The organism is Fortiea contorta PCC 7126 (genome assembly GCF_000332295.1).
Taxonomy (GTDB): Bacteria; Cyanobacteriota; Cyanobacteriia; order Cyanobacteriales; family Nostocaceae; genus Fortiea; species Fortiea contorta.
Genome location: NZ_KB235930.1, coordinates 4,839,485 through 4,862,006 on the forward strand (window position 1 = coordinate 4,839,485; position 22,522 = coordinate 4,862,006).

The following is a 22,522-nucleotide window of genomic DNA, read 5'->3' on the forward strand; positions in this document are numbered from 1 at the left end:
AATGTCCTCTCACTTCTCAAAAAAATTTTGTAGTACGCCCTTGACACTTTGTAATACATTATGTAGCATAAATGTAGTAAAGCACTACAGCCTCTCAACAAGGCATAGAGCAAACACCTCAGAACCATGAAAACTGAATAATTGCCACCCAACGTGGGGGTGTAGCTTAGTCCGGTTTAAAGCAGTCGCCTGTCGAGCGAAAGAACGTGGGTTCAAATCCCATCATCCCCGTGTAGCCTTGTGGACGAATAGAAAAGTCGCTCTTGTTCTCACTCAGAGAGAAGCGAGTGCAACTCTCGTCACGGCTTCCAAATATGTCCAGGTCGCCTAATGGTAGGGTGTTGGTCTGCAAAACCTCCCCCAGCGAGTTCAATTCTCGCCCTGGACTCCAGACGTTGCAGCGTCACCTAACGGCAAGGTACTCGGCTCATAACCGAGAGTATATGGGTTCAACTCCCATCGCTGCTACCAAATGCACAGATGGTGTAACGGCAGCATCAGGGTCTCCAAAACCTTTGGTCAGGGTTCAAATCCTTGTCTGTGCGTTCTACTGCGTGTCCTAACACGAGAAGCTTACATATTGGTTAATCGGTCTAAAAAAACCGAAGTAGGTTCGACTCCTACAGCCTCCGCCAAACCTGGAGGCTGTTAAAAACAGCTTCTCAAACTTGTATGTGGTAGAAATCTTTTTCTTGGTGCAGAAGCGAAGTGGCCGAGCGGCACGTCTTTCAAGCGTGTAATTAGCGGGTTCGAGTCCCGTCTGCACTGCCTCATGGGGTGACGAATGGCGATCGACAGCAACGAAACCAACAAACGGACGCTTGCTGGATAGGGGTTCGATTCCCCTTCACTCCATCCCTTGTGGATGTATTTCTACAAAGTGAACGTTGATTTGGGTCGGTATCCAAGTCCGGTTGAAGGAAGCCGTCTGTAAAACGGATGCCTATGTGCTTCGTAGGTTCAAATCCTACCCGGCCCATTATGGAGAGATTGCTATTGGCAGGGCAAGCTGTTTGCTAAACAGTCGTGGGATTCAGCATCTCACTGTGGGTTCAACTCCCTCTCTCTCCGCCTTATGAGAACGTGGTGTAACTGGATTGCATCTCAGATTACGAACCTGAAGGTTGGGGGTTCAAGTCCCTCCGTTCTCGCCTTATCCCCTGGTAGCTCAGTTGGTAGTAGCGCCTGTCTGAAGAACAGGAGGTCGTCAGTTCGATACTGACCTGGGGGACTGGCACATTGCCCCATAGCTCAATGGCAGAGCAAGCGGCTGTTAACCGCTTTTGTTGTAAGTTCGACTCTTACTGGGGCAGCCATTTATTGGGAAGTAGGCAAACAGGCAAAGCCGTCGCACTTTGAATGCGAAGTTTGAGGGTTCAATTCCTTCCTTCCCAGCCTATACTCCTGTAGCCCAATTGGAAGAGGCGGCTGTCTCAAAAACAGTCTGTGTGTGGGTTCAAATCCCACCGGGAGTACCAATATCGGGATGTAATTCAGTGGTCTAGAAGCCTTGTTTTGGGGACAAGGAGCCGTAGGTTCAAATCCTACCATCCCGACCATTTGCCCTTGTGACGAAACTGGCAAACGTGCTGGTCTTAGAAACCAGATTTTGTGGGTTCGACTCCCACCAAGGGTACTGGGCAATTGCCCAACCATACTCCTGTAGTGAAATTGGTAAACGCTTCCGTTTGAAATACGGAATTCTTACTCTTTCAACTCTTGTCGGGAGTACCAATTTGGGTCGTTGGCAGAGCGGGTATGCAGCCGCCTATAGCGCGGACTTATCCAGGTTCAACCCCTGGGCGACCCACCAAATATCAAATAAACATGGGCGTTTGGCAGAACGGTTATGCTCCTGACTCTTAATCAGGCTGACACAGGTTCGACCCCTGTAGCGCCCACCAAATTTTACCCCTGTGACGCAATTGGCAGACGTAGCCCGCTTAAACCGGGTTTGTTGCAGGTTCGATTCCTGTCAGGGGTATGCGGGGATAGAGCATTCTTCGGCTCGGCAGTCTCATAAGCTGCAAACGGTGAGTGCAACTCTCACCCCCGCGTCCAGTATACAGACTGTCCCCGCCGTCTGCTTTTGCTGGCGTAGCTCAATGTGGTAGAGCAACTGACTTGTAATCAGTAGGTTGCTCTTTCAACTCCTGTCACCAGCTTAATTAGTGCGGTCGTGGTGTAAAGGCAGCATCAGAGTCTTCCAAACTCACGGTACGAGTTCGAGTCTCGTCGATCGCTCTGAACCTTATAAGTTCGTCAATGCGGGTGTGATGTAGTGGCTAGCATCTGAGTGCGCCACACGAGAGCGTATGGGTTCGAGTCCCATCACTCGCTTTCATAGCCCTGTAACTCAGTGGGGAGAGTGCCTCTCTTACAAAGAGGAAGTCGCTCTTTCAATTCCTGTCAGGGCTACCAATTGATGGGAGTGTCGCCTAATGGATGGGCATCGATCTTCTAAATCGATTTGTAGGGGTTCGAGTCCCTTCACTCCTGCCACATAGGGTCATAGCTCTAAATGGCTAGAGCGCCTGTCTTGCACACAGGAGGTTAGGGGTTCAAATCCCCTTGGCTCCACTGATGGTGTCTGAAGCCAAAGCGGTCGCGGCGCTGGTTTGTGGAACCAGTCATAACGGGTTCAAGTCCCGCCAGACACCCCTAAATGGAAGATGCTGCTCAAGGGAGGGCAACTAGTCTTGAAAACTAGAGCAGGGTAATACCTGGGAGTTCGATTCTTCCATCTTCCGCCTTCCACCAGAAGCCGAAAAGTGAGGCGCTGTGCTGATAACACAGTCATAGGAGGGGCAGTACCTCCCTGGTGGATTATTTCTGCGATGCCTACGGCGGGTGGAGCCATCGCCTTCATTTGTGGTGGTTCATCCAGAAGACTTGATCGCAGCGCACCCAACACAAATGCACCAGTACCACAAGCAGGGTCAAGCATTAGAAAAGGCGATCGCAGTATTACACGCATCGCCTCATAAATACTTATTTACTTAAATACTGCAGTAATGCAGTAATGCAGTAATGCATTACTCTTCAACTTCTTTCAGTGCTTCATCCAGCAGAAACCGCACAATTTCAACCTTTTTCCTACCTGTCTTCGCCGCCAATACAGACAGCTTACGGTGCATTGACTCAGTTAAATCCACAGTTAGTCTAATTGTTGGTTCCTTGGGAGTGGCTGGCTGGAGTTGGGACATAATACTAGGCTTGGTTGCTTGAGGTGTATGTGTAGGTGTAGGTGTAGGCTGGGGTTGCACTTCTGGCTGAGTTTGGTTTTGAGTTGTTGGTTGTTCTGGTGCTGGCTCCTCATCCTTCTCATCTTCCAGGTTCGCGTTCACTTGCGGTGGGAGAGTTTCCTTTGTAGCTGACTCACCATAAACAAACTCACGCGCCAGGGCATCATCCAGGGATTTTCGTTTTTTAGTCATTTGAGCATCCCCAAAATTTCTTTAAATAGTCGCTCATATTCCCGCCCTGATTCTGCTGCTGGACGGCCTGATAAATCCCAAATGGTTGCAGCTTGACCAAAGGTGTCAGCGATCGCTTGTTTTTGGTGAATCACCGTTTTCAGCACCGTTACCTCTTTTGTTTTAGATAACAGTGCGATCGCTTCATCGAGTAATTTTGTCCCTTTGACAGCACGGCTAACAAATATTGCTGCTTTGGGCGCACCACCACGCACTGACTGAGCTTGTTTAATCAGGCGAACAGCATCACTAGCAGATTGTAGGTCTAGACCTGTGGGCTGACAGGGAACCACAGCTAGGTCAGTCCTGAATAATATCGCCCTGCTAGCTTCAGATAAACCAGCTGGCCCATCCACAATCAGATAATCACACTTTTGCGCTAATTCTGGGATTTGCTCTAAGAGTTCATCGGGTGATTGCAGTACAGTAGTAGGAATCTCGCCACCTTCCATCGACTGGAGCCAAATGGAACTACTACGCTGGGCATCGGCATCTAGCAAGTGAACTTTGTGCCCCTTGCGAGATAACCAACAGCTGATGTGTACAGCAGATGTTGACTTGGAACAACCACCTTTTTGATTGATAAACGCAATTACTGACATACTTACTTAATTACTGCATTACTGCATTAATGAAAAAAATATCATAGTTCTGTAAGCTCGACCTTCCGACCGTCAGGATCAGTTAGCACCACCCGACGACCCCACCGACTGGAATGGATAGTAGGTAATACAGTATCGCTAATTTCTTGAAGTTGAGTGAGTACATGATCAATGGAGGATACCCGAAAAATAAGCATAGTTGCACCACCTTGTACGGGTTGGGGTGCAGATCCCTCGGTTCCTGGATAAATTTCGATTGTACTTGTGCCTAACGTACAAGCATAATGAATCAACCCCTGACCGTGACACTCTTGCTCAAACCTCAGTCCCAAAGCTCTGTAAAAAAATAATGTACTCAGAACATCACCAGTTCTTAAAACTATCAGACTTAACTCAGGGTGAGACATTAATTTTACTGCATCACTGCATTACTGCATTAAGTTTATCAGTGATTTAGTTATGGCATAGGAAAACAAGTGTTACTGGAACAAGAGGAAGGGACAAGTTCAACTTGAACTTGGAGCGATCGCCTAGATGCAGCCAGCAGATGGTAAAAAAGGTATAAAAAACCTCAAAGTAAGAAATTTGAGACGGGAATTTCTTACTTGAGTTGCAACAATCAAGCTATAGTAATGCTTTCGAGAGCCAATGCTGTTAACCTTTCTTGCGTGATTGAGGCTCTTGGATCTCGGGAAGTTAAGGTTAAAGATTGAAAATAAGTATATATTTATACAAATAACTTAACCGAGGAAAATATAAATGCTTCTGAGTAAAATTGTCGTTTTTAAATCTTTCTCTGCCCCAGCTACCTCACAGGATTGACAAAGTGACAAATTTGCTACTAAAGAACCGAAAAAAGTAACTATGAAACTGGAAAAGGTAACCAAAAAGTGAAAACTGACGCACAGTTCAAAATTGAAGCGATAGATAATCATTCCCCATACCTAGCAACAGTCAAAAAACTGTGGCGAGCTAACTCAAAAAGACTAGGTTGTTTTCCCAAAGGAGCATTTGAGGATCATGCAGCACGTCGTCAAATCCTTGTAGCACTTGATTCGGAAAGTAGCTGCGTTGGTTACCTGTTATATCGACGTTCACGGGACTGGTTCGCCATCACTCATCTGTGTATCGATCCTTCATATCAGGGTAAGAAAGTAGCCAAACAACTTGTCGATCGCCTCAAACAAATAACAACATCTTCTCGCGGAATTAAGCTAAAGTGCCGTCGCGATTATAACCTACAAGGGATGTGGTCGAGCTTTGGCTTTATTGCCGGCGAGGATTTAGCAGGCAGGGGTAAAAAGGAGAAAACAATCCTGACTCCTTGGGTGTTTGAACACAATCCTCTTCCTCTATTTTCTACAATGATTCAGCAGCAACTTGAGTCTAAGTTGTGTGCAATGATTGCTCCTGATATTTTTCTGGACTTATATGCAGAGGAAAATAATGAAAATATTGATAGTGAAGAGGAAAATATATTACTAGCTGACTGGGTGCAGACTGAATTAAATTTGTGCATTAATGATGAAATATTTAATCAAATTAACCGAATTGATAACAGTCAAGAGAGGGATAGTCAGCATTATTTTGCACAATCTTTTACTTGCTTACCTTGCAACAATCAGAGATTAGAGGAAAATTTAAATCTTCTGCAAAAAATAATCATCAAATATAATTTGGTAATTGATGATTATAACTTACGTTATATTGCTAGGAGTATCACATCCGAATCTCATGTATTTTTAAGTAGAGATAAGCAATTGTTAGATTTAGCAGATATAATCTATGAAAACTTTAGGTTGTCTGTTATTCACCCTGAAGAACTTATAAATCGGCTAGATGAACTCCGCGATAAACCTGACTACCAACCTGTACGGTTTTCTGGTACACACTTAGAACAAATACAGGTAAAACGTGGGCAGGAAGACTTTTTAGCAAATTATTTCCACAATTATAAATTAAAAGAAAACAAAACAGCATTTCAGCAAAAACTCCGACGTTATTTGACAGAACATGATAAATTTGAATGTATTTTAGTGAGAGAGTCAAATAATGTTCCGCTTGCTTTAATTGTGTATGGGAAGCAGAAAAATCAGGAACTAGAAATTCCAATAATTCGAGTCGGTAATCATAATCTTTCGTCTACACTTGCACGACACATACTTTTTAAATCTATATTAAAATCAGCGCGTGACCAACGATATTTCACAAGAATTACTGACTCATATCCAGAAGAAACTGTTATTGAAGCTATTCAAGAAGATGTATTTGTTAAAGTAAATAATGGGTGGTTAAAAGCAAATCTGTCAGTTACACAGAGTTGTGTGGAATTATCCAATAATCTGACTAATTTAGCTACTGAATTTGGTGAAGAATATAATTTTATTAAGGAAATTGCTAAGAACCTTAATAAGGAAAGCATAGTTCTAGATGCTCAGTTATCAGTAGATATCGAACGATTTCTGTTTCCTGCAAAAATTACTGATTCTGAACTTACTACATTTATTATCCCGATTCAACCAAGATGGGCTTCCTATTTATTTGATGAACATTTAGGAAAGCAAATGCTTGCTTTGCCAGGATTTGGCTCTAAACCAGAATTAGCATTCAATCGTGAAGCAGTTTACTATCGAGCCATACAAAACTCTAGAGGTTTAAATGCTCCTTGTCGAATTCTTTGGTATGTGAGCGAAACTCAAGGTGAAGGTCAAGGTAAAGGTTTTCAGGATGTCGGTTATATTGGTGCTTGTTCTTATGTAGATGAAGTAATTATAGGTAAATCTAAAGAACTTTACCGACGTTTTCAAAGATTAGGAGTTTACAACGAAAATAATGTTGAAAATATACACAAAGATAAAAGTGGTAATATTATGGCAATTCGATTTAGTGATACAGAATTATTTAAGAATCCTGTATATTTTCAAGAATTACAGCAAATTTTGAATAAAGATAATTTATTGCTTATTTCACCTTATAAAATTAATACCGAATCATTTATAAAATTGTATAATTTAGGAACTAAATAATATTCCATGTAAGAAATTGTCATGCCATGCCACATACTATTAATTTCAGTTAAACCTGAGTATGCCAATAAAATTTTTGAAGACCGAACGAAAAAAGTGGAATTACGTAGGGTACGAACTCGTGTAAAAACAGGAGATATTGTTTTTGTGTATGTATCATCTCCTAAAAAAACTTTTATAGGCTTTTTTGAGGTGGATTTTGTTATTGAGAAATCAGCTTCAAAAAATGATTTAAAAGAATTATGGAAACAAGTTAAAGACCATGCTGGTATCAGACGTAAAGACTTTTACCAATATTATAAAGGTGCATCAGTTGCTGTAGGAATTTATTTTATAAATGCGAAAAAATTTGAAACCCCGATTGAATTAAATCGGTTAAAAGATAAAATATCTTACTTACGTCCACCCCAAAGCTATCGTTATCTTAATGAGGAAGAATATGAAACTATTATGCTGTTAGGAGGGGAAAATCCTTCAAAGATGGCAAATAACTAATATTAAAGATTAAGAGCTATGCTCCCGTGCTATTGTATGAGCGATAACTAGATGAGTACAAAAAAACTACATAATAACAGACAAGTTTTTATATTAGCGAAAAATAACGAATTTATAAAGTTATTTAAAGAATTTATTAGCTCTTATCCTTATACTCAGGCTGGATTGCGTCATCAGAAGGTTTACCATGAGCAGCGTCAGAAAGGTAAAGAGAATTTTCAAGCGATCTCTTCGGACTACGAGTCTGGAGAAGATATAACCGAGGTAGTTCTACTACAACTTCTCCCCTACGCGCCCACGGCTAACAACAGTCAAAGAAATGTCTGGATACATCATGCCCCAGCGATCGACAAAGACATTAAGATGTGGTTTGAAGGTGCGCGTTGGACAAAATCAGAAGACTGGCCAAATATATCTCAAGCCATTTTTAATTTCGTCCGTCAATGTAATCAAAACCCTACTGAGTTGGGAGAGGCTTGTAAGAATTTCTCAAAATTACCTTATACCAAAGGCTTACAAACAGGAATGCTCACACCTATCCTGAATGCACTCCGACCAGATGACTTTTTACTAATTAATAACAAATCACGACAGGTTATCAATTACTTTACAGGGAAATCTTATAGTCAGAAGCTGATAGATTATCCAGCAGTTAACGCAACAGGACAAAAATTAATTCAAGAATTAGCTCCTGATATGCGTCAGACTGGTGTACCATCTATGCGAGACGATGACTTATTCGATATGTTCTGTCATTGGCTAGTTGCTGTTAAAAAATATGATTTTTCAGGACAGAAACTTTCCCCAATAGATGAGTTTAGTGAAATCCCTCATGATGTTGAAGCAATAGAAATGCAGCCAGAATATTCTCTAAGTCAATGTGCATTGGATACTGGAATAGAAGAGGAGACACTTTCAAACTGGTTAAAGGCAATAGAGCGTAAAAAGCAGGCAATATTTTACGGATCTCCAGGCACAGGTAAAACATATGTTGCCAAAAAATTGGCTCAATATCTGACTGGTGGCAGTGATGGTTTTGTGGATATTGTCCAGTTCCACCCAGCCTATACTTATGAAGACTTCATACAAGGAATTCGCCCACAACGAATAGATGGAGAACTAGATTATCCACTGGTTAATGGACGGTTTCTTAATTTTTGTGAAGAGGCATGTCGTCGCCAGAATATATGCGTACTGATTATAGATGAAATCAATCGTGCCAATGTTGCCCGCGTCTTTGGTGAGTTGATGTATCTGTTGGAGTATCGTGACGAAAAAATGCCTTTGGCAGCAGGTGAGGTATTCAGCATTCCCAGCAATGTACGAATTATTGGCACAATGAACACAGCAGATCGCTCAATTGCATTAGTGGATCATGCCATCCGTCGCCGCTTTGCCTTTATTCCTCTCTACCCAAACTATAAGATTCTCCACCAATATCACTCAAATACTGATTTTCCAATAGAAAAGTTGATTAAAACGCTGATGAAGTTGAACCAGGCAATTGGTAATCCTCACAACGAAGTGGGTATTAGCTTCTTTCTTTTAAGCAACCTAGCTGACCAGATTGACAGTGTTTGGCAACTGGAGATTGAGCCGTATTTGGAAGAATATTTTTTTGACCAACCCAGTAAAGTAGATCAGTTTCGCTGGAACGAAGTCAAGAAGCAAATTGACCCATGAGTGTAACATCACCACAGATAATAGAATTAACTGAATACGTTCCCAAATTATTACCGCGATCGCTATTTCCCGATGCAGTTGGAGAAATGTTGTGGCGTGACTACGATACTCAAGTGAGTATAGATTTCCCTTCTCCAAAAACAGGCTCTTGCTGGCGACTAACTGCCCAAGGATGGGTTGGTCACATTCCCTTAACGAGTGATTTTCACATTGCCCTGCACCCGAAAGTCAAGCTAGGTAATCTTCTGCGAATGCTGGAGTATGCCTATGACCTCAAAAGTTTTCGCTTTTTGTCAGGACTGGTTGATTGTCAAACGCTCTTAGAATTTTATGAACGGCTGGCTGATATTTTAGCCCGTCGCATTCTCAACCGAGGTCGCCAGGGTTTCTACTGCGCCTACATCCCCAAGACAGAACATTTGCCTTATGTTCGGGGACGTATTGATGTACGGCTTCTTGCCGCTCGACCGTGGGATACTAACATCCAGTGCCATCATGAAGAACACACAGCAGACGTAGAAGAAAATCAAATTCTTGCTTGGACGCTCTGGTGTATTGCCCGTAGCGGTTTGTGTACGGAAAGGGTAATGCCAACAGTGCGCCGTGCATATCATCTACTACAGGGATTGGTGACATTGCAAGCATGTAATCCCAGAACTTGTATAGGACGACAGTACAACCGCTTGAATGAGGATTATCGTTCTCTACACGCGCTTTGCCGCTTCTTTTTGGAACAGATTGCACCTAGTCATGAAACAGGTACACACGCGACGTTGCCCTTTTTGGTTAATATGTCACAACTCTACGAACGTTTTGTGGCAGAGTGGCTGAAAGCTCATCGGGAAACGGTACTGCTAACACTTGCGTTAGATATCCAATCCCAAGAAAGAGTATACTTAGGGCAGTGTAAAGCATTATACTTTGACATTGACTTGATACTCTATGATATGGCAACAGGGCTAGCCAGATATGTGTTAGATACCAAGTATAAAGCTGCCTCTAAGCCAACGACAGCTGATATTAACCAAATGGTCGCCTATGCGGAAGCAAAAGGGTGTCAAGAGGCAATTCTAATTTATCCAGTGTCCTTGGCAGAACCGTTGAACATCAAAGTTGGCAATATCCAAATTCGCAGCTTGATTTTTTCTCTTGAAGGGGATTTGGAACAAGCAGGTTATCGTTTTTTACAGGATTTACTGGGAACTGAAGTTAGGTAAGCAAGCTCCTGGCTATAAAACTGCTCAAAAAGCTCTCAATCGTTTTACAAACCTCTTCCCTGCAAGCAGAGAGGCTTTAAAAGCCTATGAATGTAGGTTGCTTAGTTATTTAAAAATATATGTGTGTCAGTCCATTAAATCTGGATATAAATATATGGTTCAACGTATTGAAGAAATTTTAGGTAACTCAATTACTGAATATACTCCTAACGCAATCAAATTTCGGGGTTTATCTTTGTCATCATTGGAGCAAGTGCTTCAAGAAGGCTACACTACACTAAATGCTAATTTTAATGCTGCTCCAAGAGTTGGTTCATTTATTGAATTTGGGCAACGTTGCAAGAGTATAGAAGCAACAGCAATTTTTGATGGTGTAGTTTTTAATAACACAGAAAGCCCAGATTTGGTGATTGATGCAATTACAGTTAAAGGGGTAAAGGATTTAGACTTCGTAGGTGAATTTGTAAAATTTGTCTGGGGTTGCGATGAGTTAGAGATTAATTCTCAACAGTTGTATGCTTGGTGGGATTAACTTATATGGTGAGAGTTTTCAGGGCATCTTGCATAAAATTACACATATCCCAGCTCAACACCAATTTGAATAACTATTTAAGACTGTAGTTCCAAGTTTTTATAGCTAAATCAATATACCAACCTAAATTCTCTGGAGTTTTACTTTTATATGAATTCCACCATGTAAAAGTTTCCTCATCAATTGGTGGTTTAATACCTTTCAAAAGATATATCAACAACTGAAACGTATTTTGTGACCCTAACGAAGCTTGAAATAGGTATTGATTAGCTTTAGTCCATAATGCCATACCATGCCTATTAAATGAGAGTCCGAGATTATTATTATTAGGTTGATTTTTCAAATTAACATTAGTTTTAGTACAGACTAACCATTCAACAATGGATTTTTCTGAGAAAGGATTGTTATCTTTAGCTAAGACAAATCCAAATCGCGCTACAGGTATTTTTATATTTGTTTTAACATGAGTAGGCAACCACAAAAATAATATAACTCCTTTACTAGTATTAGTTATTTCTGCTAGTTTTTTATGATTTTCTCCTTCACCAGTGGCATATAATACCTTTCTATAAGTAGAGCTAACCATTTCTTTCACTTTTGGTTGAGCCATTAATAATGTTCGCAAAGCTGTAAAATCCTGGCGATACTCTAGAGGTAAGTTACTTATAAAATTGATAATAAAAATTGATAAACTTCTCTGGGATAAATCAGAACTTATTTGATTATCAGGTAAACCTAAAATGGGGTAAGGGATATCATAATTTTTACTACAGATTTGAAATTTAGGTTGGCTTTGATGAAATTTAATAGCGAACTCATAAAAGTAAATATTATCTTCAAATTTTGAGGCTTCTTTATCTGTATAGTTATCTTCATGAAAAGCTGGTGCAATAGCTATTAACTTAACTGGCAAAGAGTAATCTATAATGTCTGAAAAAGGTTGCTCTTGCAAAATTGCTTTTCGATAACGAGTTAACTGAGAGACTAAACCCCTATCTTCTTCATTCTTTAACTCAATTATCACTGGCTGTTTAGCTGATTTAGTCAAACATAATAAATCACATCGCTGCATTTTGATATTATGTTGACGTTTGACTAAAGCTAAGTCAGGAAATATTTTTGGGAAATTATCTTCAATATAATCTTCTAAATGCAATTCTGACTTAAAGTTGATTTTACCCCCTACATATATTAAGTGAGGATTAACTTTTTCTAATTCATCATTAAGCCGTTTAGAGGATACTGTTAAATTTTTGGCTTTCAGGTAGGGCATAAACGTTTATCTTAATAGCATTGTTTTTTTTAAATCTATAATTCATCTAGTTTTTTTCGTAGTGCTTCTAAGTCTTCATCAACTACTTGGTTAGCTGTGTAGTTAGATGGTATGACAGGAGATTTTAAATTTATCTGTGCTTTTAAAGCAGCCAATTCCTCATCTACTTCATTACTGGATTCTATTGCTGCCAATTGGCTTTCTAAGTCTGCACCTGCTAACTCTACTAACGATTGACTCTGGGATTCTTGCATGAAAACTTTTGCTTCCATCCTCTCAAATGCTGCCATTGCACTACTGGTGTTCATGCTACAACCCACGTTTTGAAGTCGCTCCTGAGTTTTAGCAGCTATAATTTGGGATTGAATCTGAACTTTAAAAGCTCTAGCTTCAGAAACTTTGCTTTCAAAGGCTGCTAGTTGACTTTTGAGGACATCTACTAAGGCAGTTTGTTCATCTAAATTGGCTTTAAGAGTATTAGCTTTTTCGGTAAAAATCTTTTTTTGCTTGAGTGCTTCTCGCGCCAGATCATCATGACCATTTTGCAAAGCCAGTTGTGTACGTCTTTGCCACTTACTCACTTCAGATTGAGCTTGTTCATACTGTTGCCGCGTTTGTTTTTGAGTAACCATAATTGGGATTACAGCTCGACGTAACTTTAACAACTCTTGCTGCATATCCTCAATAGCTAGGTCTAATAGTTTTTCTGGGTCAACTCCTCGTTGAAGTAGCCGATTTAAGCCAGCTATCCCAAGCCCAACTACAGAGCCAGCAGCGACCATAGGAGCCATACCAACAGCAAAGGCAGTTCCCCCCGTGGCAACTCCCACACCACCAATGGCAGCAGAAATACCACCCCCAACAGACGCTCCAATTGCTGCTGCACCAACAGATGAAGTATCCGCCAGTGTGATTAGTCTTATAGCTTCATACAAGGCAAGACCAGTTAAAGCACCTGTAGCAGTTAAAGGAACAGTACCAACGCTCAAGCCAGTACCCTTTGCAAGTATCCCTATTTTGCCAAGGGATGCACCTGCTACGCCTCCTAGTACCGCTAATGCTACAGCGTTTTCATAGTTATCTGTGCTGATTTCGCTCTTAGAATAGTTAAGTTCTGCCTTGACGAGTCGCTTAATTCGACCAAACAGTTGTCCCATAGCACTGTATTTCCTTATACTGGTTGTGCATTTGGAAAGTAGTCTGCACCGTCTCAGCTTAAACTAAGTAAATTTTTTCTACTTCGTAGTAATTAATGAAAACTTCCTTACTCTTCTTAAATTTTGTATAAAGTTTGGTTTACTTATACTAATTAGCACAAGTAAAAAATAACTGAAAGCAATTTAAAAAAAATCTGCCAATGACATTGATTAATCCTTTTGAGTTGCCTTGCGTTCAGTTATGTGAATTGAAAAATCTTCCTAGTTGTACTGCTATTTACTTTGCAATAGATTCAGATAATCGGCTTCTCTACATAGGACAAGCTACTAATTTAGCAGCCAGATGGAAAAATCATCATCGTCAATACCAACTAGAAGAGATTGATAAAAAATATCCAGTAAAGATAGCTTGGATAGCTTGGAATGATTCAGGATTAGCAGAGGCAGAAAAATATTTAATTAAAAAGTTTCATCCTTTACTCAACGGAACAGAAGTTGAATCTTCTATGATTATTCCTTCAGAGCAAATTTTTAAAGAATTTTTAAAGAGTTTATCTAGACGTTTAATTATTACTGGTATCCAATATAAAAGCAACGATGAACTAACAAATGTTTATTTAAAATATGACTGGACAGACTGTTCACCAAAAGGAACAGCAGCAAGGATTAAAAATTTTATACAAGAGAATAAGGATAAAAATACCAGTCTAAAATTTCAGTGGAATAGATACGGAAGAATATTTGGGGAAGTTGTTCGTCCAGGTAGTAGAGCGCAAAAAGTAAATGCTCGGAAAAATCTTTCATACAATAATTATTGGCAAGTCGCTTGTAATGGAGTTCTTATTCATATCACTCCTACTCATTACTATAAAAATTTAAAATTGAGTACGGATACTAAAGAGCTTGCTGGAATTAAGTTACGAGCGCTCACTAAAGTTGGTTTAGCCGAAATGAGCAGCAAATATTCTCATGAATTTTTGGGTATATGTTTTTATGAAAAAGATCCTATTCCATTACTTTGGATTAATAAATAACTAGACCAAATTCAATTTTAATTACAATCATTAGGGCATAGGTACGATATATAGTTAGCAGTAAACCTATTTAGAATCTCGTAGAATCGCCAATTAAGATTGCTTCCACCTCTCCAATGAGATATTGGCAGAGGTGGAAATTTACTGTTGAATGCTTTTTATACCTTTATGAAGGTACCCCAGTTACTTCAGAAGCAGCCTCTGCTTCTACATCTGGTTTAGGCTCCTTGGGCTTTTTCTCGAAAATTTGCAGCCCTGCATCAACTACTTCAAACCCATTTTCTGTCATGTTAGGGCTTGGGCTTATGAGTAGACGACCACCCAAACGCTTGACGTAACCGTTGTGAGGGATTGAACTTAAACACCCAGCAATCTCGCCCTGTTCTGACATAGAAAGTGCCGAAGTTCCGTAGAGCAACACTGTCCCCAAGTTTTAGAGATTCATAAATTTCTTCAAGGGTGGCATCAATAATTTCTTCAACTGCTCCAGTAGGTTTACTCAAACGTTGGGAAACGCGGCGTACCAGTTCCTTTTTATCAACAGACATCTTAGGCGGATTGATACTAACTTTTCTTGGCTTCATATAAACTTCGCACCCTAACTATTATTTAACCCCAAAGGCATTTATAAGGTATTTAGAAGGATTTCTTAAAAAAGGCAAATATAAGGTAAACCAATGGCATGGAAATGGCATAGCAATGGCAGATGTAAGGATTTACTGCTGCCTCAAATTAAATTTTTGAAAAATTTGGTCATTTTGCCAAAAATAAGGTTTCGCAATGGCATTTTAATGGCATTTATAAGGTAAATCAAAGGTAAATCTAAGGATGTGTACCCCAAAAGCCTCATAAGCGACCCTGATTTATCCGCCCATTTTTCCTGACCCAAACTCTCGCACAGTACGCAAAAAAGTTTTGACGGCGATGTTGCAAGCGTACTTCAAAGAATTGCTCAATCGAGTAACTGCTTGAGCAAGTAAATCTGTAATTCCAACTGTGAGACACAGGAAATCACAGCAGTCCTTAAAGTGTTTTTGTCAGCACCCTGACTCTTGAGAACAAAAGGCCACCAGCACATCCTTAAAGTGTTGAGAACAATTTTAGTCAGACCTCTGCCCGACATAGTACGCTCACGCTCTCGTAAAAATTGCAGTAGCTGACCATCGCTACTGTCATGACTACGCTTAATCGAAAGCACTTCCAGATTAGGTTGCTCCATATTCTGTATTCCTACCAAATTAAAGTAGATTATTAGTAAGCCATTGTTTTAATTAATACTAGAAATTTTCCGATGTCAAAATCCCCCGTAAACACCCCGTAATCACCCCTTTAATATACCAAACGACTGTCAAACCACAGTCAAAAGACAGTCAAATCTCCCCAACCATACGACTGTCAAACGACTGTCATTTTCCCCTCTAAAGGGTGAGTTGAGGGGATTTTCGCACCAGGGATTGTGAAGGATTTCTACCCCAAAAGTGGATTTAGGGCTGGGGTATAATGTATACCATACTCACTATGGTTTCACGCCCTGCGGGTGGCTGCGCCATCCTTCGCTGCGCTCATGACACGAAACCGCCGTTCGCCCTACGGGGTTTTGAGTAGTACAAAGTGCTGCGTTTGTAGTATAAATCCTCTATGTCGCCCCTGACGATTCTCAGGATTGAGAAACTCAAAACATTTGGTAATGTCGCTGGAAGTGATGACCATGTGTTAAGGAACAGAGAAACACCCAATGCAGATCCAACTAAAGAGAATGTGCGATTAATTGGGGAAGAAGACGATCGCTCTTTAGAGAAGATAGTCAAAGAGAAAATCTCCACCCTCAAGCATCGCCCTCGAAAGGATGCAGTGTTATGTACTGAAATGTTTTTAAGTGCCAGTCCTGAGTATTTTCGTCCCGATAATCCATCAGCTTCTGGGCAGTGGTCTGATGATCTGATGCAGCAATGGGCGATCGCATCTCGTGATTGGCTAGCTCAAAACTATGGGTCAAAGTGCGTCAGGGCAGAACTGCACCTGGATGAAAGTACCCCACATATCCACGCCTACATCGTGCCAGTCAACGAGAAAACCGGGAGAATCAGTCATGACGCGATGTTTGGCGGCAGAGGTGGACAGGGAAGAATCAAGTTATCCAAGCTCCAAGACAGTTATGCTGCTGCACTCGCTCCTTTGGGCATTGAACGGGGGGTTAAGGGCAGTAAGGCAACCCACACTAAAGTAAAAGAGTATTACCAAGCGGTTAATAGTGAACCACTCACCGCAGTCCTGGGGAATAACCAATTAGCACCAACGCCATTTGAATCAGCTAGTAGTTATGTAGCCAGGATTCAGTCAGATGACCAGTTCCAAGCAATTAACCACCAATTGGCTGACCGTAAGTTCATGCAACAGCGATTAGAACGGGCAGAACAACGGGCGAGGGCTAGCGAGAAGGAGCGACAGCAGCTAGAAAAACGGGTACGCGAGCTTGAGTTAAAGACCCAACTTCTGCGCGACTTGCCCCTGGAGGATGTTGCCTGGGAGTTGGGGCTAAATTATGATCATGAAAGGTGGAAAGGCCACGGACACATCATTAATATAGATGGGTCGAAGTTTTATGACTTTGCACCCGAACACTCCAAAGGCGGTGGCGGTGCGATTGATTTGGTGATGCACGTTAACTCTTGCAATTTCCGGCAGGCTCAAGTCTGGTTGCATGAGCGTTTCGGTGAAGCTGGGGCAGAACGGGCGGCGATATCTCACGCCCTTAAGATGACTGCTGAAATTATTCAGTCAGAACCTCGTCCCCAATTCCAGCTAAGAGTTGAAGATAAAGCCAATTGGCCAAGAGTAGAACATTACCTTACCCAGAAACGGGGCTTACCCCAAGATTTTGTGCAACTTCTACACAGCACTGGACTGGTTTATGCTGATGACCAACAAAATGCTGTGTTTGTGATGCGGAATCTAGACGGACAACCTAGCGGTGCATTCCTGCGCGGGACGCGCTCCGAGAACAACAGTTTCAAGGGTTATGAGAAAGGGACTAAGCGGCGTGAGGGTTGGTTTTACTTCCACTTGGGTGGACAGCCTACTGATACAGTCGAGAAATTGGTGCTTTTGAAGTCGCCCATTGATGCCATATCCTTCGCCATGCTGGAGTATCAGGTTCAAGGTGCGCCAACGACTAGAACGCTCTTTCTGGCGGTAGATAACCCCAACAGCTTACCAGTGGAGCAATTGCGGAACATTCCTCTTGTACAAGTGGCATTTGACACAGACAATGCTGGCGATGCAGATGCACGGGCTGTATTGGAACTACTGCCACAGTCCAAAAGGCTAAAGCCCAAAGCCAGAGATTGGAATCAGCAGCTTCTTGATTATCAAAAGCAGTTATTTCAACAGCCAAACCAAGAAGAAGGCTTAAGCCTTTGATAGCGTTCTTGTAGTGCTAATGTAGTTTTTTAGTTGTCATTTTTGCTGTCTGTTTTTTTCTTTCTCGATTTTGACTCAAAAAATCTGTCAAAACTTTTTTGCGTACTGTGCGAGACTTCAATTTTTTTCAACTGACATGAAATTAACGTCACTCCAACATGAAACTACCATAGATTTACCAAGGATTTGACATAAGGAAACTGCGGTCAGGCGTTGGCATTCCCATGAATTGAACATGGATCTGACTAGTATTTAACATAAATCCACCAAGGATTTACCATAGATTTCACATGAAACTGACATAGCACACTGAGGTGTTTTATTACGCTAAAAAACACATACTTAAAGACTCTTGAGAAATTGTTCTATGAGTCAGCCCATATCAGCAGTAGAGCGAGGTAGTTCCTGACAAAGAGCGAGAATATGACTCTCTAGCTAACAGTCTCTATCACTGCCGTTCAAAGATGAATAATATTGAGGCTGGGGAGTTGGTCTTTGGGTGGATAGGTTCGATTAACTTGAGTAATCGGTAATTGCGCCGATGAAATTCCTCAATCCATGATGAGACTGTTCTAAAGTACCAAGGAGCAGGGTGAAATTCTTCGTTTCCTATTCCAAGCCAGCTAGTCTCGCGCCATCCATTCTCGTATGGCAATTCACCACAAGCAATGTGAGGGTGCAGTGTTTGAATAATTATTTTGCCGTTGGGCTTTAACAAGCTTTCACCCGCATGGGCTATCTCAAATACGGTGTTTTCTCCTAGAACAGAAAAGTTACAGATGAAGCAGTCAAACTGTTTTATGCTGCCAAAGCTCTGTAAGGGCAAATCACGGTAGGAACTGACAACAAAGCGCTCATCTCCTTGGCATCGTGCTGTTTCCACCATTTGGGCAATAGCATCTACTCCCCAGCCATCAAACCCACGCTTCCATAGTTCCCGACACAACCAACCTTCACCACACCCTATATCTAAGAATGTTTGTGGTTTTAGTTCAAATACGGCTTCTACTATAGCGTTGTCTGTAACTAGAACACGGCTATCTAGAAGCTTTTGCTCAACTACGCGCGTCCAAGGATCGGCATTTATCGCCCATGAACAGAGGATTTGTTGTTCTTTATTGTCCATAGTTCAACTAGAAACGCCTAATTTTCACCTATCTTTGTGCTGTTTCCTTAGCCTTAAGTTTGGTTATGGGCTTTGAGCGCGTTGATTCTTGAACGTTCCTCTAGTGTTAATAAATTCCAAACAGCCGATTTCAACTCAACAGTCCATTCTTCTGTCAGCGTGGCAATCATCTCCCAAGACTGATCCGCAATACACCCTCTAATCAATTCCACATTGCCGAGTAGTTCCTCCTCACTGGTTAATCTCAAGGTGGAACAGGGGGTGGAACGGGAGGTGGAACAGGTTTCTATTGCTTGTGGTGACTGGGTTTGAAGCTCGCCTACAGGTTGTTCCACCCCCTGTCCCTCTAAACTTTTTTGATTTTTTTCTAACGCTGTTGTTTCTTGTGCGGTTATTTCTGGCACTGTCGTTTGGGGCGGTATCCCTTGAGCAGTTTCATTACTGCTATCAAAATTTGGCAAAGTTTGGAGGGAATTTGTGGAACAGGTGGAACACTCTGGCTGTAAGTCTGGTTTAATCAGGGTTTGAGGCTGTTCCACCTCCTGTTCCACCCCCCGTTCCACCTCTTGTTCCACCTCTGGTTGGGGTCGAATCCAGGGACGAATTAACCGACCGTTTACCCGTTTGCGATCGCCTCTTGTCCACCCGTGAGAACGTAAGATAGCGGCGACTCGGTTTTGTTCGGCTTTAGTTTGTTTGGCTAACTCAATTTTGAGAACATCGCTGAGGATTTCTCCCACAGATACTTCCTTGTGTAACTCAGCCCAAGCCATCACCGCCGATTCCCATGTGTCGGTGCTTTGGTATTGTTTATTGGCTGCGTCTAACCATTCATCTTCAGTGTCGGTCAATCGCCATTGTTCACCATTGCGGTAGGCTGACACAGCCGTTGCCCAAATTAAATCCCGTTCTTGCTTGAGTAGGTCAATGGGTATTTTCTTGAATAAAACCTTAATTACCCAAAAGCGACGTTCCCCAGTGGGGTCATAGAGAAATTCATCTAAATTGGTAGTTCCCACTAAGATTGATGGACGGGGGAAATCCTCAATATCTGTACCATAAGGGCGACGCATTGAGTCTTTCTTTCTCGACAGAAACGCTTTGAGTTGGGAGACATCCTTTTTCTTATAGGCGTTCTCAAACTCGGCATACTCTAAAATCCAATATTGGCTGATTTTTAAAATTTCGTCTTTCTCTGTGCCGTTGAGGTCATCGGTGAAAAATTCTTCCCCAGCTAAAACTTCCCAGAATGTGGATTTGAGTGATTTCTGCTTACCTTGGAGGATGGTAATTTCATCGTGTTTACACCCCGGCTCAAATGCCCTGGCGACGGCGGCGATTAAAGTCCGTTTCATCAGTGCAGCGTGTAGGGGGTCAGTAGTGCCGAAGTAACGTTCTGCCAATTTATCCAAGAAATTGACATCTACGTTGGGGTAACGCCCTTCGACTGACTCTAAATACTCAACTACTGGGCTGTAGCTATTCTCTTGGGCTAAGTCGAGGACAATGCTTTTACCTTGTTCCTTACTGATATCAATATGTACTTCTTTGGCTATCCGTAGGTCGATGCGGTCTAGTGGTAGCCTTTTACCGTCTAATTCAACTTGCTTTTTGAGCGTATTCCAGCGCAGGCGATCTCCCAACACGGCACGAATGGCATTCAATTTTTGCTCCAGTTTACTTTCGGTTGGCCTATCCCGTTGGGCTTCAAGTTCCAGGGATTTATTAAGCGCATCAACTACGACTCGTCTATCCTCAATGGCTTGCAGGATATCATCAGCTGTTGCCCCATCTTGTACCCAGTCTTTAATATCTAATCCGCCATGTTTGGGTAAGTGTGTCCAGTAAAAATCATTGGGTGGGGCATACAACCACTTAGCATCTGGGAAATCTTTGTTAATATCCTCCATGTGCTTTAGCCCTGGTTCGTCACGGTCGGGACAAAGAACTAGGTTAGCACCAACTAAAGAATCTTGGTAGTTACCATAAGCGCGATATTTACCAGCACCGCCGATTGTGGTGGTGGCAGGTATGTCCATTGCCCAGAGAATATCGGCTATTTCTTCACCTTCGACCATAAATATAGGTCTACCAGCAGCGATCGCTTGCCTGACTTCGGCATAACGATAAATGGTGATTTGTTGCTGATAGGAACGTTTTAATTCTGCTGTCAAGTCTTTGGCTCTATGCCAATGTGTACCTTGCCAATATTCCTGAAAGACATCCTTATCTTTGGTCTTCCCTGGACGAATAACAGTTACTTTGATTAAGGGATTACCTGCTGTGTCGGTGTAAATATATTCTTTCTTGCCTTGGGGACGGGGCGATTTTTTGGCTGTGGCTGGTGCGTAGTATGGTTTGCCGTTGCGGTCGGTTTTAGATGTCCTCTCCCACCCAGTAGCGGGTTCGGCATCTCGGTTACAGACTGTTAGTTCCCCGATGGAGTAGCACCAGTCCGGTTTAGAGCAGTGGGGGCAAGGGTTAGTTTTGGTAACTTCTACTGGTTTATTGTTTGTGGCTGAGTCATTAAATACTTGTAGCGACATTTTCCTAATCCTCCATTAAATGTGGGTTTTGGAGGAATTGGAGCTATCCTGTGGCAGTAATCTTTTATACAAGCATTCAGCAATCTAATTTCATCAAATTCCTGAGTTGGTCTTTCTATTTTGGTTGCCGATGTTACAATGGCTTAATAGTCCAAAAAAGTAAGATAAAATTACTGGTAGGGATATTAATTAGGCTTCTCAACCCAATCCCCAATTCCAATTGAATAGAAATCAGAAAGCCCCGTTGTCTCTTCGAGACGTGGGGTTTTCACTATTTAGTCTCTTCGTACTTGGCTAACCAAGCCTTAACCAACTGGGTTACTTCCTCCTGTTGAATAACAAATGCTGTACCTTTTCTCCTGAGAGCTAGAAGGTATTGAGCCGAGATACGTGTAAAAACCTGCAAGATGGTCTGGAAAGCCTTGTTGTATATAGGCTTTAGCGATTTTCGCTTCCATCCTTATAAGGCTTTCCACATAGTGGACAAAATTTATACCTCAACGACACCACCATCTCACCACAATTCCGACAACTAGCCTGCAACTGTGTACCGCACAGATAACAAAACTTAGCCCTAACATTTCCCCACATCGGATCAGCAGCACCCCCAGGATTCCAACATTGGGGGCAAAACTTAATCACTGGCATTGCTACAACCTCTTCCCCCCTAACAACAGCCTGCAAATACTCAACCGGCACGGACAAAGCTAGCGCCAGCCCACTGAGAGTTTTATGGCTGAGTCTCATCGTCAGTCCCCGTTCAATCTTCCCCACAGACCGAGAATGAATACCAGCAGCATCGGCTAACTCAAACTGAGTTAAATTGAGTCCCTTCCTGATCCGCAAAACATAGTCAGCTAGGGATTCTCCATGTTTTGGTGTCTTAAAAGTATCCATAAAATGCTGTCAATGCTCTTATCTAAAGATATATAATT

General features: G+C 41.8%; 19 protein-coding genes and 27 tRNA genes. 35 read left to right on the forward strand and 11 right to left on the reverse strand.

Annotated elements, in window-relative coordinates; all coding sequences use genetic code 11:
* Positions 1 to 155 precede the first annotated feature (155 nt).
* The 28 genes from MIC7126_RS0122595 to MIC7126_RS30740 all read left to right on the forward strand — a co-directional run bounded on the left by MIC7126_RS0122595 (position 156) and on the right by MIC7126_RS30740 (position 2,987).
* Positions 156 to 231: transfer RNA gene (locus tag MIC7126_RS0122595), tRNA-Asp, on the forward strand.
* A gap of 85 nt (positions 232 to 316) precedes the next feature.
* Positions 317 to 391: transfer RNA gene (locus MIC7126_RS0122600), tRNA-Cys, on the forward strand.
* 5 nt (positions 392 to 396) lie between these two features.
* A tRNA-Ile gene (locus tag MIC7126_RS0122605) sits at positions 397 to 471 on the forward strand.
* 3 nt (positions 472 to 474) lie between these two features.
* A tRNA-Trp gene (locus tag MIC7126_RS0122610) sits at positions 475 to 545 on the forward strand.
* A gap of 149 nt (positions 546 to 694) precedes the next feature.
* A tRNA-Glu gene (locus MIC7126_RS0122615) sits at positions 695 to 768 on the forward strand.
* 126 nt (positions 769 to 894) lie between these two features.
* Positions 895 to 979 (forward strand) — tRNA-Tyr (locus tag MIC7126_RS0122620).
* A 4-nt stretch (positions 980 to 983) separates the two neighbouring features.
* A tRNA-Ser gene (locus MIC7126_RS0122625) sits at positions 984 to 1,071 on the forward strand.
* Positions 1,072 to 1,077: 6 nt separating this feature from the next.
* Positions 1,078 to 1,151: transfer RNA gene (locus MIC7126_RS0122630), tRNA-Arg, on the forward strand.
* A 6-nt stretch (positions 1,152 to 1,157) separates the two neighbouring features.
* Positions 1,158 to 1,231 (forward strand) — tRNA-Phe (locus MIC7126_RS0122635).
* Positions 1,232 to 1,240: 9 nt separating this feature from the next.
* Positions 1,241 to 1,316, forward strand: a tRNA-Asn gene (locus tag MIC7126_RS0122640).
* A 5-nt stretch (positions 1,317 to 1,321) separates the two neighbouring features.
* A tRNA-Gln gene (locus tag MIC7126_RS0122645) sits at positions 1,322 to 1,395 on the forward strand.
* 5 nt (positions 1,396 to 1,400) lie between these two features.
* Positions 1,401 to 1,478, forward strand: a tRNA-Leu gene (locus MIC7126_RS0122650).
* Between the two features lie 4 nt (positions 1,479 to 1,482).
* Positions 1,483 to 1,559, forward strand: a tRNA-Pro gene (locus MIC7126_RS0122655).
* A gap of 3 nt (positions 1,560 to 1,562) precedes the next feature.
* Positions 1,563 to 1,636: transfer RNA gene (locus tag MIC7126_RS0122660), tRNA-Leu, on the forward strand.
* A gap of 20 nt (positions 1,637 to 1,656) precedes the next feature.
* A tRNA-Phe gene (locus MIC7126_RS0122665) sits at positions 1,657 to 1,734 on the forward strand.
* A gap of 4 nt (positions 1,735 to 1,738) precedes the next feature.
* Positions 1,739 to 1,813 (forward strand) — tRNA-Tyr (locus tag MIC7126_RS0122670).
* Between the two features lie 16 nt (positions 1,814 to 1,829).
* A tRNA-Lys gene (locus tag MIC7126_RS0122675) sits at positions 1,830 to 1,904 on the forward strand.
* Positions 1,905 to 1,910: 6 nt separating this feature from the next.
* Positions 1,911 to 1,984, forward strand: a tRNA-Leu gene (locus MIC7126_RS0122680).
* Positions 1,985 to 2,061: transfer RNA gene (locus MIC7126_RS30720), tRNA-Met, on the forward strand.
* 30 nt (positions 2,062 to 2,091) lie between these two features.
* Positions 2,092 to 2,165 (forward strand) — tRNA-Thr (locus tag MIC7126_RS0122685).
* An 8-nt stretch (positions 2,166 to 2,173) separates the two neighbouring features.
* A tRNA-Gly gene (locus MIC7126_RS0122690) sits at positions 2,174 to 2,244 on the forward strand.
* Between the two features lie 23 nt (positions 2,245 to 2,267).
* A tRNA-OTHER gene (locus MIC7126_RS30725) sits at positions 2,268 to 2,340 on the forward strand.
* Between the two features lie 5 nt (positions 2,341 to 2,345).
* Positions 2,346 to 2,421 (forward strand) — tRNA-Val (locus tag MIC7126_RS0122695).
* 6 nt (positions 2,422 to 2,427) lie between these two features.
* Positions 2,428 to 2,502, forward strand: a tRNA-Arg gene (locus MIC7126_RS0122700).
* Between the two features lie 4 nt (positions 2,503 to 2,506).
* A tRNA-Ala gene (locus tag MIC7126_RS0122705) sits at positions 2,507 to 2,580 on the forward strand.
* A gap of 6 nt (positions 2,581 to 2,586) precedes the next feature.
* A tRNA-His gene (locus MIC7126_RS30730) sits at positions 2,587 to 2,660 on the forward strand.
* 7 nt (positions 2,661 to 2,667) lie between these two features.
* Positions 2,668 to 2,750: transfer RNA gene (locus tag MIC7126_RS30735), tRNA-Ser, on the forward strand.
* Positions 2,751 to 2,771: 21 nt separating this feature from the next.
* Positions 2,772 to 2,987, forward strand: a complete 216-nt coding sequence (locus tag MIC7126_RS30740; protein ID WP_154655955.1) for a hypothetical protein — start codon at positions 2,772 to 2,774, stop codon at positions 2,985 to 2,987.
* A gap of 48 nt (positions 2,988 to 3,035) precedes the next feature.
* On the opposite strand, the gene MIC7126_RS0122715 is transcribed toward MIC7126_RS30740, so the two are convergent.
* The 3 genes from MIC7126_RS0122715 to MIC7126_RS0122725 are packed head-to-tail and all read right to left on the reverse strand — an operon-like array spanning position 3,036 to position 4,485.
* Positions 3,036 to 3,437 (reverse strand): hypothetical protein, encoded by a 402-nt coding sequence (locus MIC7126_RS0122715; RefSeq protein WP_017655426.1) that lies wholly within the window; start codon positions 3,435 to 3,437, stop codon positions 3,036 to 3,038.
* Positions 3,434 to 4,078 (reverse strand): AAA family ATPase, encoded by a 645-nt coding sequence (locus MIC7126_RS0122720; RefSeq protein WP_017655427.1) that lies wholly within the window; start codon positions 4,076 to 4,078, stop codon positions 3,434 to 3,436. Before MIC7126_RS0122720 ends, MIC7126_RS0122715 begins: the two co-directional genes overlap by 4 nt.
* Before the next feature lie 41 nt (positions 4,079 to 4,119).
* Entirely contained in the window at positions 4,120 to 4,485 is a 366-nt protein-coding gene (locus MIC7126_RS0122725; RefSeq protein ID WP_017655428.1) for a VOC family protein, read from the reverse strand.
* A 483-nt stretch (positions 4,486 to 4,968) separates the two neighbouring features.
* Between MIC7126_RS0122725 and MIC7126_RS0122730 the strand changes: the two genes are divergently transcribed.
* From MIC7126_RS0122730 to MIC7126_RS32085, 5 genes are read left to right on the forward strand one after another with little or no spacing between them, the layout of a single operon-like run.
* Complete coding sequence (locus tag MIC7126_RS0122730; RefSeq protein WP_017655429.1) at positions 4,969 to 7,104, forward strand: GNAT family N-acetyltransferase; 2,136 nt, start codon at positions 4,969 to 4,971, stop codon at positions 7,102 to 7,104.
* A gap of 21 nt (positions 7,105 to 7,125) precedes the next feature.
* Positions 7,126 to 7,599 (forward strand): ASCH domain-containing protein, encoded by a 474-nt coding sequence (locus MIC7126_RS0122735; RefSeq protein WP_017655430.1) that lies wholly within the window; start codon positions 7,126 to 7,128, stop codon positions 7,597 to 7,599.
* Between the two features lie 51 nt (positions 7,600 to 7,650).
* Positions 7,651 to 9,282: an McrB family protein gene (locus tag MIC7126_RS0122740; RefSeq protein WP_017655431.1), complete on the forward strand. Its 1,632-nt coding sequence runs from the start codon at positions 7,651 to 7,653 to the stop codon at positions 9,280 to 9,282.
* Positions 9,279 to 10,499 (forward strand): McrC family protein, encoded by a 1,221-nt coding sequence (locus tag MIC7126_RS0122745; protein WP_017655432.1) that lies wholly within the window; start codon positions 9,279 to 9,281, stop codon positions 10,497 to 10,499. Before MIC7126_RS0122740 ends, MIC7126_RS0122745 begins: the two co-directional genes overlap by 4 nt.
* The gene (locus MIC7126_RS32085; protein ID WP_238553676.1) at positions 10,432 to 11,031 is read left to right on the forward strand and encodes a hypothetical protein; all 600 of its coding nucleotides are present in this window, start codon (positions 10,432 to 10,434) and stop codon (positions 11,029 to 11,031) included. The genes MIC7126_RS0122745 and MIC7126_RS32085 overlap by 68 nt, the downstream gene beginning before the upstream one ends.
* 73 nt (positions 11,032 to 11,104) lie before the next feature.
* Here the strand turns inward: MIC7126_RS32085 and MIC7126_RS0122755 are convergent, their stop codons facing one another.
* Positions 11,105 to 12,304 carry a PDDEXK family nuclease gene (locus MIC7126_RS0122755; RefSeq protein WP_017655434.1) on the reverse strand — a complete coding sequence of 400 codons (1,200 nt, stop codon included), beginning with the start codon at positions 12,302 to 12,304 and terminating at the stop codon, positions 11,105 to 11,107.
* A 35-nt stretch (positions 12,305 to 12,339) separates the two neighbouring features.
* Positions 12,340 to 13,461 (reverse strand): PspA/IM30 family protein, encoded by a 1,122-nt coding sequence (locus MIC7126_RS0122760; RefSeq protein WP_017655435.1) that lies wholly within the window; start codon positions 13,459 to 13,461, stop codon positions 12,340 to 12,342.
* 200 nt (positions 13,462 to 13,661) lie between these two features.
* Here MIC7126_RS0122760 and MIC7126_RS0122765 point away from each other — a divergent pair, with 200 nt between their 5' ends.
* On the forward strand, positions 13,662 to 14,495 hold the full coding sequence (locus MIC7126_RS0122765) for a GIY-YIG nuclease family protein (protein ID WP_017655436.1): 834 nt from the start codon (positions 13,662 to 13,664) through the stop codon (positions 14,493 to 14,495).
* Between the two features lie 166 nt (positions 14,496 to 14,661).
* Here the strand turns inward: MIC7126_RS0122765 and MIC7126_RS31405 are convergent, their stop codons facing one another.
* The 3 genes from MIC7126_RS31405 to MIC7126_RS0122780 all read right to left on the reverse strand — a co-directional run bounded on the left by MIC7126_RS31405 (position 14,662) and on the right by MIC7126_RS0122780 (position 15,714).
* Complete coding sequence (locus MIC7126_RS31405; RefSeq protein ID WP_169330789.1) at positions 14,662 to 14,886, reverse strand: hypothetical protein; 225 nt, start codon at positions 14,884 to 14,886, stop codon at positions 14,662 to 14,664.
* Entirely contained in the window at positions 14,786 to 15,079 is a 294-nt protein-coding gene (locus MIC7126_RS0122775; protein WP_242056521.1) for an HU family DNA-binding protein, read from the reverse strand. The genes MIC7126_RS31405 and MIC7126_RS0122775 overlap by 101 nt, the downstream gene beginning before the upstream one ends.
* A 368-nt stretch (positions 15,080 to 15,447) precedes the next feature.
* Positions 15,448 to 15,714, reverse strand: coding sequence for a hypothetical protein (locus MIC7126_RS0122780; protein ID WP_017655439.1), 267 nt, complete (start codon positions 15,712 to 15,714; stop codon positions 15,448 to 15,450).
* A gap of 419 nt (positions 15,715 to 16,133) precedes the next feature.
* On the opposite strand from MIC7126_RS0122780, the gene mobV reads away from it, so the two are divergent.
* Positions 16,134 to 17,915: a MobV family relaxase gene (gene mobV / locus MIC7126_RS0122785; protein ID WP_017655440.1), complete on the forward strand. Its 1,782-nt coding sequence runs from the start codon at positions 16,134 to 16,136 to the stop codon at positions 17,913 to 17,915.
* A 448-nt stretch (positions 17,916 to 18,363) separates the two neighbouring features.
* Here the strand turns inward: mobV and MIC7126_RS0122790 are convergent, their stop codons facing one another.
* From MIC7126_RS0122790 to MIC7126_RS0122800, 3 genes are all read right to left on the reverse strand, one after another.
* Positions 18,364 to 19,041: a class I SAM-dependent methyltransferase gene (locus MIC7126_RS0122790; RefSeq protein ID WP_017655441.1), complete on the reverse strand. Its 678-nt coding sequence runs from the start codon at positions 19,039 to 19,041 to the stop codon at positions 18,364 to 18,366.
* Between the two features lie 53 nt (positions 19,042 to 19,094).
* Positions 19,095 to 21,587: a VapE domain-containing protein gene (locus MIC7126_RS0122795; RefSeq protein WP_017655442.1), complete on the reverse strand. Its 2,493-nt coding sequence runs from the start codon at positions 21,585 to 21,587 to the stop codon at positions 19,095 to 19,097.
* Between the two features lie 438 nt (positions 21,588 to 22,025).
* Positions 22,026 to 22,484, reverse strand: a complete 459-nt coding sequence (locus tag MIC7126_RS0122800) for a helix-turn-helix domain-containing protein (protein WP_017655443.1) — start codon at positions 22,482 to 22,484, stop codon at positions 22,026 to 22,028.
* Between the last annotated feature and the right edge of the window lie 38 nt (positions 22,485 to 22,522).